General features: G+C 54.4%; 11 protein-coding genes. 9 read left to right on the top strand and 2 right to left on the bottom strand.

Features of this window, described 5'->3' with window-relative positions:
* Positions 1-73: 73 nt before the first annotated feature.
* A complete protein-coding gene (gene porW, locus EU556_RS18670; protein WP_135435658.1) occupies positions 74-3,292 on the bottom strand; it encodes a type IX secretion system periplasmic lipoprotein PorW/SprE in 3,219 nt (1,072 codons plus the stop codon).
* Positions 3,293-3,538: 246 nt separating this feature from the next.
* On the opposite strand from porW, the gene EU556_RS18665 reads away from it, so the two are divergent.
* The 8 genes from EU556_RS18665 to atpG all read left to right on the top strand — a co-directional run bounded on the left by EU556_RS18665 (position 3,539) and on the right by atpG (position 9,532).
* Entirely contained in the window at positions 3,539-3,790 is a 252-nt protein-coding gene (locus EU556_RS18665; protein ID WP_135435657.1) for an AtpZ/AtpI family protein, read from the top strand.
* Between the two features lie 9 nt (positions 3,791-3,799).
* Complete coding sequence (locus EU556_RS18660; protein WP_135435656.1) at positions 3,800-4,207, top strand: hypothetical protein; 408 nt, start codon at positions 3,800-3,802, stop codon at positions 4,205-4,207.
* Positions 4,208-4,240: 33 nt separating this feature from the next.
* Positions 4,241-5,296, top strand: coding sequence for a F0F1 ATP synthase subunit A (atpB, locus tag EU556_RS18655; RefSeq protein ID WP_135435655.1), 1,056 nt, complete (start codon positions 4,241-4,243; stop codon positions 5,294-5,296).
* A gap of 53 nt (positions 5,297-5,349) precedes the next feature.
* Positions 5,350-5,610 (top strand): ATP synthase F0 subunit C, encoded by a 261-nt coding sequence (gene atpE / locus EU556_RS18650; protein WP_019946527.1) that lies wholly within the window; start codon positions 5,350-5,352, stop codon positions 5,608-5,610.
* Positions 5,611-5,763: 153 nt separating this feature from the next.
* Positions 5,764-6,261, top strand: a complete 498-nt coding sequence (locus EU556_RS18645; RefSeq protein WP_135435654.1) for a F0F1 ATP synthase subunit B — start codon at positions 5,764-5,766, stop codon at positions 6,259-6,261.
* A 134-nt stretch (positions 6,262-6,395) separates the two neighbouring features.
* The gene (atpH, locus tag EU556_RS18640) at positions 6,396-6,956 is read left to right on the top strand and encodes an ATP synthase F1 subunit delta (protein ID WP_135435653.1); all 561 of its coding nucleotides are present in this window, start codon (positions 6,396-6,398) and stop codon (positions 6,954-6,956) included.
* 5 nt (positions 6,957-6,961) lie between these two features.
* A complete protein-coding gene (atpA, locus tag EU556_RS18635; RefSeq protein WP_135435652.1) occupies positions 6,962-8,545 on the top strand; it encodes a F0F1 ATP synthase subunit alpha in 1,584 nt (527 codons plus the stop codon).
* Between the two features lie 96 nt (positions 8,546-8,641).
* Positions 8,642-9,532, top strand: coding sequence for an ATP synthase F1 subunit gamma (gene atpG / locus EU556_RS18630; RefSeq protein WP_135435651.1), 891 nt, complete (start codon positions 8,642-8,644; stop codon positions 9,530-9,532).
* 82 nt (positions 9,533-9,614) lie between these two features.
* Here atpG and EU556_RS18625 read toward each other — a convergent pair whose 3' ends face one another.
* On the bottom strand, positions 9,615-10,340 hold the full coding sequence (locus tag EU556_RS18625) for an HAD family hydrolase (protein ID WP_167855633.1): 726 nt from the start codon (positions 10,338-10,340) through the stop codon (positions 9,615-9,617).
* 177 nt (positions 10,341-10,517) lie between these two features.
* Here EU556_RS18625 and pafA point away from each other — a divergent pair, with 177 nt between their 5' ends.
* Entirely contained in the window at positions 10,518-12,233 is a 1,716-nt protein-coding gene (gene pafA, locus EU556_RS18620; RefSeq protein WP_135435649.1) for an alkaline phosphatase PafA, read from the top strand.
* Positions 12,234-12,368 lie beyond the last annotated feature (135 nt).

Here is a 12,368-nt window from a genome sequence, read left to right as displayed (position 1 = left end):
AATGCGTGACAGAATCGGATAGGCCGGTGAACTGCCGGGCGCTAGGCCACTACAGTTCTGCTGCACGCGTAGGTTATCGGTAATTCTGCTGGAAGAAGCGCTGATATTCGTCCAGGTCCTTGGTTTGTAAAAGGAGCGGCAAGTTATCAATACTGATTACAAGCGTTTGGTAACCCGCCCCGCGCAGCTTACTCAGGGGCGACTGAGGACCCCGAAGTTTAGTGGCGTAACTCTGCGCCACTTTCGCATTCGGCAGACTCTGAATCAGCACCATTTCCTGCGCGTCTCCTAGGCCTTGTTGCGCTACTTGTAGGTTGTTAACCTTAAAGTAGCGCGTGTTATAGGTACCTAATTGGTTGGGTAGCTCTTGCAGAGGTGCGGCTCCTTTCGGGAACACCAACGCAACGACGTGCGCAGTGGTCTGCTCGGCTTTATAAGGAGTAACTGGTTTACTTGGTGTGGCCGCCGGAGCAGCAGGTGCTGGAGTCACCGGAGTGGGGGCGCTGGTTGATGGCTGAGGAGTGGTTGGCGAAGGTGTGGGAGTAGCCGGTGTAGTAGGGGACGGAGTAGCGTCAGCGGGAGCTGGGGTGTTAGGTGTTTTGGCTGCAGCTGGTACCTTCTTGCCCCGGGCTCTGGCCTGCGCAGCTGCCATACGAGCAGCCTTAGCGGGATCCACTGGCGACGCTGTCACAGCCGGAGCGGAAGTCGGAGCGGTTTCTGAGGGAACGGTTGCGGGCTCAGAAGCTGGGCTAGCTGGTGCAGGTGTTACGTCGGGAACTGCCTTGCTGGTTGTAACAGCACCCGGCCGGGAGGGGCTACTGGCTGGTGCACTGCCCGGCGTAGGGAGCGGAGTAGACACAGCGGGCGCAGCCGGGGTTGATACTTTGGGCAAAGCCGGCGACTCATTTTCGGCGTAGTAAATACGCATCCGGTTCTCTACTTCTCCGGGCTTGAAAGCAGAAACCACTGGTTTATCCATAGAGGCAAGTGCCCCCGTTATTTTCCCCGCCTCGTAGTCTTTGTACACCGCCATGAGTGTGGCTGCCTGAGGAGCCAAGGAACTCTCCGGATAATCCTTGGAAAACTTCTCTACTGCGGCCTTTGCCGTAGCGGGCGGCTGGGTACGGATGGCGAGAAGCGTGTTAAGAAATGCTACCCGGTCGTTGAGGTCGTTTTCCGGGTACTGCTTCTTAGCACGGGTTAATACGGCTGAGGCCTTTGTGAACTCCTGCTTCTTGTAAAACGTGAATGCCGAGTCGACTAGCACGCTCACTTGCGCATTAACAATAGAAGTACGACGCAGATACTCTGGGTCGGCCACTAGGCGGGCGTAGGAGGAATTTGGATAGGCTTGGCGTAACCGTTCAGCGTAGCCTTCGGCCTTATCCAACTGATTCTGGTTTTTATGAATCAGGTAGAGAATGTACAGCGTCTCGGCAGTATGGGCGCCTTTAGGAAAGCGGGCCAGCAGCTTTTCATATGTTTCCACAGCTGGAATGGGTTCTCGCAACTGCTGATTATAAATCCCACCTAATTGGTAAAGTGCTTCCTGCACCTGCGCCTGAGACGCCTGCATTTGCACTTCAGTGAGCGGAATGTTCTGCCGATAACTAGCCACCAGCGCAGCCGCCTGATCGGCGCCACTTGCGGCGCCCACCGGCGCGTCTAAGCCAGGGGCATTGACACTGGTATTGCCAGCTCCAGCAATGGATACGGGCACGTTACCGCCCTGCTGAGTAACTGCGGAGTTGCTGGCTTGCGTCACAAAACGCCAATTGTCCTGTAGCGGACGGTCGCCCCACTTGCGGATAAACTCACTGCGCGCCGTGCTCAGGGCCGTGGGGTTATCAAAATACCATTTAGCCCCAGTGCTCATATCGGTAAAGGCCATGGGGTCGATATTAGGTTGACCGTCGCGGGCGGTGCTGACGCCCGTTGAGGTTTGCAAGTCGCGTTGGGCTTCCTGTGCCTGTCGGGCAGCCAGCGCATCCTCTGCTTTGCGCTTAGCATCTAGTTCAGCTTGGGCGTAGGCCACTAAGCGCGTCCGAAGGGTAGCTGTATCTAAACGGGCCAACGCCTGCAAACTGTCTTGGGTCTCAATGATGCTGATTTGCTGAGCAAAATCTTTCAGCGTAGCCGCACGCTCCGATATAGCTGCATACTCCGGGGCTTCCTTGGGCATGGCCTGCACAGTACTATCGTAGTAGGCTGCCGCTAATCGGTACCGCTGCAGGTTCTCGTAGTAGATGCGTCCTGCTAGTAAATAAGTGTAGGGTTTCTGCGTGCGGTTAGGAGTAGGCGTGCGGGCCGACTTTTCCAGCAGCGCCAACGCCTCTGGGTAGCGCTGCTGCCGGTAGTTTAGCCGCGCCATCTCGTAATAGATTTTGTCCTGGTACTCCTTGTTCTTGGTATCCTTGAGCAGCTTGGTGAAGTACTTGTCTAGCCGTGTCCGATCGTTCTGGTTCAGGTCAGATACCTGGCCTAGCATAAGCTTGCTAAAAAAGTCTAGCTCGTAGGGCGGGTTCTTCTTTAGAATCTGATTCAGCTCGGCATACGCTTTCTTATCATCGCCCTGAGCTTGGTACAGCTGCGCCAAGATGTATCGGGTACGCGACTGCTCATTCTTAGGCGTAATGAGCGGTATGGCCCGCTCCAATTGTTCTATGGCTTTGGGCTGGTCGCCGGTGAGCAAGTAGTATTCGGCCCGGGTCAGAAACAACTCGCGCGCGTTTAGAGGCGTGCCCTGTTCCTTATCCAGAATACTGGACACCGCCGAGGCGCTTTCCAGCTCCTTCGTGGCCAAGAAAGTACGCATCAGCCAAATAAGGGCCTCATGGCGGACATTGGGGTCGATGCTAGTAGTATTAATGTATTTGAACGTCTTGGCCGCGTCTTCATACTCTGCCTTATAGAAGCGAGCCTTGCCTACTAGTATGTAGCTGTCATCGGTCCAATCAGAACCTGGGCGGTGCTGGATCGGCAACGACGACTTCTTGATAATATCTTCCATATCTGCCGCAATCCGTCCCACGGTGGCTTCATTGAGAGTGGGGAAGAGCGGCAGCACCCGATTGTAGTCGTTGACGCGAGCTTTATATAAGGCATATTCCGTAGCGCGCATTTTTTCGCGAGCCAAGAAATAGGCATTGTCGCGGGCCACTACGTTGTCGTAAGCGTGTCCTACTAAAGAGCGACGCTCGGAGGAACAGCCCACCACGCCCGCCAGCAACAGCAGGGCCGCAGTGGGAGCGGAGAAAAGACGGAGAAGCGAAAAAGTCGTCGGGTTCGTCACAAGGCAGCTTAAAGGCTCGGGAGGGAGAGCAAACGGAAAACGCGCCACCTGCCCCAGTTCGTTCGGGGTAGTGGCATTCTTTCCAGTAACGCGGCACTACGGGTAAAATTACGGCATTAATTCCTGACCATTGTTGGTCGCAGATTTTCAGATTTTTCCGGGTTGTAGTAGTGGCCTAGAGCAGATGCACCAACTACCTGCACGCATCCTCGTATTTTTGCTTCCCCCATTTGGTAGTTCTTCGCCATGCCTACTCCCACCCCTGAACCTCACAAGCCCACCGAGACCGACTCCTCGTCTGACCGGCTCCGCAGTTTCGCCCGATATTCCGGCATCGGAATCCAAATGCTGGCTACCATTGGCCTAAGCACGTGGGCAGGGTATTGGCTTGATGGGCATTTTCATACCAAAACACCCTGGTTCACAATAGGTCTGATGCTGCTAGGCCTGTTTGCTGCCTTATATAATGTGATTCGCTCTGTCACAAACGACCAATAGCTCCACTCCGTGAAAGCATTTCTCCGCTCCTATCTAATTTTCTGCCTGCTCATCGGGTTTGTGCTGTATGCACTGTACAGCCAATTCGGGTCGCGCATTATTCATCCCTTTACGCCCTACACGTTCGGCTTCTTCGCTATCCTCACATTCGTGACCTACCGGATAACGGCAAAGCTGGTGCAGGCCAACCCTGATAATTTTTTAGTGGCCTACTTCGGCACGATGGTCGTGAGGTTACTTTTATCACTGGTTTTAGTGCTAGTATACCTTTTTAAGGGCGGTGGAAAAGAAGGCGACGCTCGCTGGGCGTTCCTAGGGAGCTTCTTCATCCTGTATTTTCTCTTTGCTGGGTTTGAAGTGTGGGCTGTTCTGAGTAACTTGCGCCCGTTTTCAAAACCGGGTGAAACCACAAAATGAGTTTTTTGTGAAGTGCATCCTAAATCCCACTGAATGAAGCGTTTACTGATAGCTCTCTTTTGCATTCTTTCGCTTCCCGTTTTTGCTCAAGAGCATGGCTCCGCTAATGCGGAGGGTGCCAAGACGGAGGAGTTCCGTCCCGGCGACATGATTTTGCACCACATTGGTGACTCGCACGAGTGGCACTGGTTCTCCACAGACAACGATCATTTCACCACGTACCTGCCCATTATTGCCTTCCGCCCCGGCAAAGGTTTGTCCGTGTTCTCATCGCGTAATCTGGCTGAAGGCAAGGTGTACGATGGCCTGAAGCTGGAGCATGAGCACTTGGAAGCTGAAGATGGCAGCAAGGTATATGACTTCTCTATTACCAAGAACGTTGCATCACTGATGCTGAGCGCAGCTATTCTGCTGCTAGTATTCACGGCAGTAGCTCGTGGCTATGCCAAGCGTGGCACTGGTGCTCCTCGCGGTATTCAGTCTTTCTTCGAGCCTCTTATTGTGTTCATCCGTGACGAGGTTGCCAAGAAGTCTATCGGCCCGAAGTATGAGCGCTATATGCCTTACTTGCTGACGGTGTTCTTCTTTATCTGGTTCAATAACCTGTTGGGCCTGCTACCCGGCGCTGCTAACCTCACCGGCAACATTGCTGTGACGCTCACCATGGCCATTATCACGCTGCTCGTAACGTTGTTCAGCTCCAACAAAAATTACTGGCACCACATCTTCGCTACGCCGGGCGTACCGAAGGCTTTGTTGCCCATCATGATTCCCGTGGAGGTTATCGGCATCTTTGTAAAGCCGTTCTCCTTGATGGTTCGTCTGTTCGCCAACATCACGGCGGGGCACATTGTAATTCTGAGCTTTATCTCGCTCATCTTCATTTTCAAAAGTGTAGCCGTTAGCCCAGTGTCTATTGCCTTTGGCTTGTTCATCAACATGCTGGAGCTGCTGGTAGCTATCCTACAGGCCTACATCTTCACGCTCCTCACGGCCATGTACATTGGTGGCGCAGTTGAAGAGCACCATGATGCTGATTACCAAATGGGTGGTGGCGACGGTGCAGATAACGCCCACGCTGCTCACTAAGTAGTTTTCCCCTCCTGATTTTTTCGTTTTTCACTTCCCCAAACCTTTGTTTTATGCTTCTTTCTCTGTTGTTGCAGGCCATTACTAATTCCGCTGGTCTGGCCGTATTCGGTGCTGCTATTGGTGCTGGTCTGGTTGCTTTGGGTGCCGGTCTGGGCATCGGTCGTATCGGTGGTCAGGCTATGGAAGCCATTGGCCGTCAGCCGGAGGCTTCAGGCAAAATCCAAACTGCCATGCTGATTGTAGCGGCTCTGATCGAAGGTCTGGCTCTGTTCGCAGTAGTAGTTTGCTTGCTGATTTCGTTCAATCTGTAAGCATTGAGATAGTACAGGAGCAGCCCGCTGCGCGTCGCTTCAGCGCACGGCGCAGCGGGCTGCCTTGGCTTTCTGGTACTGAGTAGTACAGGCCTAGGCCACTCTGCTCAGCCACCACTTTGAGTAATAGTATTCACTACTCACTTCTATCTCATGCCTCCCATAGTAAATCCCGAATTAGGCCTGATTTTCTGGCAAGTGGTGATTTTCGGCATTGTGCTGCTATTGCTGCGCACGTTTGCCTGGAAGCCCATCTTGTCTTCTTTGAAGGAGCGTGAAAGCTCTATCGAAGGTGCCCTGCGCATGGCTGACCAAGCCAAGCTGGAAATGCAGGAGCTGAAAGCTGGCAACGAAAAACTGCTGGCCGAAGCCCGTATGGAGCGCGACCGGATTCTGAAAGAAGCCACCGCTGTTTCCAATCAGCTGATTGAGCAAGCCAAAACCAAGGCTACCGAAGAAGGTGCCCGCATGATTGAGCAAGCTCGCGAAGCTATTCAGAACGAGAAAAATGCAGCACTGGCTGAGGTGAAAGGCACCGCCGCCAAGCTCTCCATCGATATTGCCGAGCGCATCCTGCGCCGCGAACTGGCCGACCAGCCAGCCCAGCAGCAACTCGTGGACTCGTACTTGCAGGAAGTAAAACTGAATTAGGTTGTTGGGGTCTTGGGGATGTAGGGTCTTTGTTTCTTAAAGAATCAAGTTCTCTCTGGTGCTTGATCGGGATTTCCCGACGAGGCCAATCAATCCAAGACCCTAGGCCCCCAAGACCCTAAGCCCCTACATTAATGTCTGAACTACGAGTTGCCTCCCGCTATGCCAAATCCCTGCTGGATTTGGCCGAGGAGCAGGGTACGCTGGAGCAAGTAAAGCAAGACATGGACTTGTTCAACCAAGTGTTGAGTGAGAACCGGGATCTGCGCTTATTGCTGCGCAACCCCATCGTCAAGCACGACAAGAAACTAGCTATTCTGCACGCCGTGTTCGGCGGCAAGGTATCGAACCTCACGGAGAAGTTCTTTACCATCATTACGCAGAAGAACCGTGAAAGCGCCCTAGAGTACATCGGTGCTGAGTTTCTGACCCAATACAATTTGCTGCGTGGCGTGCAGCTGGCTGAGGTTACTACCGCTACGCCGCTCAACGCCATCACTCGCTTGCACGTGACCAACCTGGTTCGCCAGCAAACTGGCCTACAGCAAGTCACGCTTACCGAGAAAATTGATCCGGAACTCATTGGTGGCTTCGTGCTGCGCGTGGGCGACCGGCTCATCGACGACTCGGTTAGCTACCGGTTGCGCAAACTGCGCACCGAATTCTCGAAGAACCCCTACCAATCTCAACTATAAGCGTCATGGCAGAAGTACGTCCGGATGAAGTATCCGCCATTCTGCGGGAGCAGCTGTCTAACTTCAAAACCGAAGCCGAACTCGAAGAGGTTGGTACGGTTCTGCAGGTAGGTGACGGTGTAGCCCGCATCTACGGTCTGGGCAAAGCCCAGTCGGGGGAATTGCTCGAATTTGAAAATGGCCTGCAGGCCCTCGTGCTTAACCTGGAAGAAGACAACGTAGGTGCCGTAATGCTCGGCGACTACTCTGATATCCGGGAAGGTGCTACGGTACGTCGTACCAATAAAATTGCTTCTATCAAAGTTGGCGAAGGCATCGTAGGCCGCGTGGTAAACACGCTCGGTCAGCCCATCGACGGCCGTGGCCCCATTGCTGGTGAGCTGTACGATATGCCCCTGGAGCGTAAGGCTCCTGGTGTAATCTACCGCCAGCCCGTAAACGAGCCCATGCAGACGGGTATCAAGGCTATCGACGCCATGATTCCAATCGGCCGTGGTCAGCGCGAACTGATCATCGGCGACCGTCAGACGGGTAAGTCAACGGTAGCTATCGACACCATCCTGAACCAGCGCGAGTTCTACGACCGCGGCGAGCCTGTTTTCTGCATCTACGTAGCCGTAGGCCAGAAAGCCTCTACGGTAGCCCAGGTAGTAAACGCCCTGACCAAAGGTGGTGCCATGGACTACACCGTGGTAGTGTCGGCTTCGGCTTCTGACCCTGCTCCAATGCAGTTCTTCGCGCCCTTCACAGGTGCCGCCATCGGCGAGTTCTTCCGTGACACTGGCCGTCCGGCCCTGGTAGTGTACGACGACTTGTCGAAGCAGGCAGTGGCCTACCGTGAGGTGTCGCTGTTGCTGCGTCGTCCTCCCGGACGTGAGGCTTATCCCGGTGACGTATTCTACCTGCACAGCCGCCTGCTCGAGCGTGCCGCGAAGATTAACGCTTCGGACACCATCGCGCGCGACATGAACGACCTGCCCGAGAGCATCAAGCACTTGGTGAAAGGTGGTGGTTCGCTGACAGCTCTGCCGCTCATCGAGACCCAGGCTGGTGACGTTTCGGCGTACATCCCCACGAACGTAATTTCGATTACCGACGGTCAGATCTTCCTCGAGACCAACCTCTTTAACTCGGGTATCCGCCCCGCCATTAACGTAGGTATCTCGGTATCACGCGTAGGTGGTAACGCGCAGATCAAGTCGATGAAGAAAGTATCGGGTACGCTGAAGCTTGACCAGGCTCAGTTCCGTGAACTCGAGGCCTTCGCTAAGTTCGGTTCTGACCTTGACGCTTCGACCAAACTGACTATTGAGCGTGGCCGTCGTAACCTCGAAATCCTGAAGCAGCCCCAGTTCTCGCCCCAGAAGGTAGAGGATCAGGTAGCCGTAATCTACGCCGCTACCAACGGTCTGCTCGACCAAGTGCCTGTTAACAAGGTGCGTGAGTTCGAGAAGGAGTTCGTGCAAGTAATGAACACTCGTCACCCCGAAGTGCTGCAGGCACTGAAGGCTGGCAAGCTGGACGACACCGTAACGGGTGCCATCCGTCAGGTTGCCAAAGACCTGTCGGCAGTATACGCTTCTAAGTAACTGGTTGATTGTTGGTTGTTGGTTGTTGGATGATTCGCTTTTCAGGAAGCTCGTCCAGCAATCAACAATCAGCAACTAACAATCAACAATCGATAAATGGCTAGCTTAAAAGAAGTCCGGAGCCGCATTACGTCGGTGCAGAGCACGCAGCAAATCACGAAAGCCATGAAAATGGTGGCCGCGGCTAAGCTGCGTCGGGCTCAGGACAACATCCTGCGCCTGCGCCCTTACGCGCAACGGCTCAACAACATTCTGGGCAACCTGACGGCTCTGGCTGGCGATGACGTAGTAAGCGAGTACGGCGTAGTGCGCGACGTGAACCGCGTCCTGATTATTGCCATTACTTCTGACCGTGGCCTAGCGGGTGCCTTCAACAGCAACATCTTCAAAGGTGTTAACGCTACTATTCAGGAGCGTTATGCTGCGCAGGCTGCGGCTGGTAACGTAACGGTGCTGGCCATCGGCCGCAAGGCACACGAGTATTACGGCAAGCGTCTGCCACTGCTAGGCAACTACTCACACGTATTTGGCAAGTTGTCGTTTGACACGGTGCGTGAAGCGGCCGAGCAGGCAATGGAAGGTTTCCGGGCCGGTCAGTACGACGAGGTAGTAATGGTCTACAACGAGTTCCGGAACGTAGCTACGCAGATTGTGCGCACCGAGCAGTTGCTGCCGCTGGTGCCCGCCGAGCTGCCCGCCAACGCTCAGGCCACCTCGAACGTGGATTACATCTTTGAGCCCTCGAAAGAGCAAATCGTGCAGACCCTGATTCCGCAGTCGATTAAGGTGCAGCTTTATAAGGCTGTACTCGAAAGCAACGCTTCGGAGCACGGCGCCCGCATGACGGCAATGGAAAAGGCGACGGAAAACGCCGGCGAGCTCCTTAAGCAGTTGAAGCTGACGTACAACCGTACGCGTCAGGCCGCTATTACCACTGAAATTCTTGAAATTGTAGGTGGTGCCGAAGCACTTGCTTCCAACCGCTAAAGCAGTTTCACCAAAAGCAAACGAGGCCCGGTTCCAATTGGAATTGGGCCTCGTTATTTTATGGCTAATCTGTAGAGCAGCGTCAGAGCTTCATGTATTCTCGCTTAGCCAGCTGTTTACTAGGCTTCGGAATAGGTGGGTTTTGCTCGAGTAGTTCTAGCACTTGCGATGGGGTGATTTCTGTAAAGTCTTTGACAACTTTTAATGGGGCCTGAAACTTGTCGGACTTGATGGATGTGCTGAGGGCGATGCAGCGCATACCAGCTTTATAGGCCGCTTGTTCACCCATTAGCGCATCTTCAAAGACCAAGCAGCGCTCTGGTGGTACACCTAGCTCGCGGGCCGTAACGGTGTAGGTATCGGCGTGAGGCTTACCGCGGTCCACATCGTCTTTGCCCACTATCACGTCGAAATGCCGACGCAGATCAAGATGGTCGATGATGTAACTGATGGTATCGTTGATGGAGCCAGTGCCTAGGCCTATCTTGAAACCAGCCGCCCGAGCTGCTTCCAGAAAGGAAGTTAAGCCGGCTACTTCTCGGCGCTTCTCCCAGTAGAGCACGCGGTAGAGAAACTCGCGTTGATCAGCATAACTCTCAAGCTGCTTCTTAGGGACAGGATTGGTGAATACGGTTTCCAGTATTTTAGTGGCCGGCATGCCATTGAGCCGGCGCAGTAGTTGTAGCGCGTTGGTAGTAAGGCCTAGGTCGCGAAACAGAAACTGGAAGGCGCGGGCTTGGAAGGCGGTGTTATCGATCAGAACGCCATCCATATCAAAAATTAGGGCATACGAGTTCTGTTCTGCCATAGAAGTAAGCTTAAAGCGAAGGAGAATGCAACGGATATAGGACCGTAACTGGCCTAGCATAGCTGTACGGCGAAGGGCTAATAAGGCTGCGGACGAGGTTATTCCCGTGGTTGCGGCCTATCTTTGAGCACTCGTGCGTAGCCGGAGCTTGCTCTGGCTCATAAACTTCCTTCCGCTTTGAAAAAACACCTGAGCCTGTTGCTGGCAGCCACGTTGGCTCTGCCTGCTTTCGCCCAGAAAGCTTCCAAATCACTGGACCGCCCCAAGTTGGTCGTGGGTATTGTAGTAGACCAGATGCGCTACGATTACCTCTACCGCTACTGGAATAAATACGGCAAAGGTGGTTTCCGCCGACTGCTGGGCGAAGGCTTCAGCTATGAAAATGCTCATTATAACTACGTGCCCACTTACACTGGACCGGGCCACGCCAGCATTTACACCGGTACGACGCCCTCAGTGCACGGGATTGTAGGCAACAACTGGCTGGTGCGCGAAGAAGGCAAGGGCACGTATGTAACCGAAGACAAAACCGTACAGGCAGTAGGTGGAACGGCTGCTGCCGGGCAGCAGTCGCCGCGTCACATGCTCACCAGCACCATCACCGACGAGCTGCGTCTGGCTACGAACTTCCAGAGCAAAGTAATTGGGGTGTGCATCAAGGACCGGGGCTCCATTCTGCCGGCTGGGCACGCGGCCAATGCCGCCTACTGGTACGATGGCTCGAATGGGGCTTTCATCTCCAGCACATTCTACCAGACCACGCTACCGGAGTGGGTGCAGAAGTTCAACCAGCGGCAGCTGGCAGCGCAATACCTGAGCAAGCCCTGGGAAACGCTACTACCCATTGGGCAGTACACCGAAAGCTCCGCGGATGACGTGGCTTGGGAAGGAGTGTTTAAGGGTGAGGCCAAGCCCGTTTTTCCGCACGACTTACCAACCCTGAGCGCCGCTCCCATTACACCCGTTAAGCAGAACATACAGACGGAAGGGGAGAAGCCTCCGGTAGCTACGCCGCGCAACCTTGATCTGATCCGCTCGACGCCATTTGGGAATACCCTCACGCTGGACTTTGCCCTGGAGGCGCTTCGGGCAGAACAGCTAGGCCAGCGCGGGCAGACCGACTTTCTAGCCCTGAGCTTTTCCAGCACCGACTACGTAGGCCACCAGTTTGGGCCCAATGCCATTGAGACGGAAGACACCTACCTGCGCCTCGACCAGGAGCTGGAGCGGCTGTTTCAGTACTTGGATAAGAAAGTGGGCAAGAAGCAGGTGCTGGTGTTTTTAAGTGCCGACCATGGCGCGGCGCACTCACCTGATTTTCTCCGCGACAAGCGCATTCCAGCGGGCTCAGTTGGGCCGGGCCTAATGCGCGACTCTCTGCAGCGTAAGCTGGTGCAACTGCATGGCGCTGGCAAGTGGGTGCTTAGCTACGAAAATCAGCAGGTATACCTGAATCGTCCGCTGATTGAGGAGAAAAAGCTAGATCTCTACCAGATGCAGCGCGAAGTGGCCAAGCTTATGACGGGCTTTGCTGGCGTTACGCGCGCTATTACGGCTGAAGACCTGCAGAAATCACACTGGGAAAGTGGTATGCTGATGTACCTGGAAAACGGCTACTTCCCCAAGCGCTCCGGCGACGTAATGGTGGTGCTGGAGCCCGGCTGGCTTGAGTCGTATCAATACCCAGTTAACAAAGGCACAACCCACGGCTCATCGGGCAATTACGACACGCATATTCCGGTTGTGTTCTGGGGCTGGCACGTAAAGCACGGCGAGTCATCAGCTCCGGCTAAAATCACCGATATTGCAGCTACCTTGGCACGCTGGCTGCACATCCAAGAGCCCGATGGGTGCACGGGGCAGCCGCTGCTAGAAGTTTTGTCGCAGAAGTAACGCAGGCAACGTAATTTGGAAAACTACGTAGGCCTCTTGCCAACTCCTACCATCAAGCGCCCGAGCGGCGCATGCACACTTCTTTTACAACCTATTCTTCCTACGCGGCGCACGGCCGCGCCTACTTCTCTCACA

Source organism: Hymenobacter fodinae (genome assembly GCF_004745825.1).
Taxonomy (GTDB): Bacteria; Bacteroidota; Bacteroidia; order Cytophagales; family Hymenobacteraceae; genus Hymenobacter; species Hymenobacter fodinae.
Note: the sequence above shows the minus strand (reverse complement) of the source record. Positions and strands in the feature narration are given on the sequence as shown.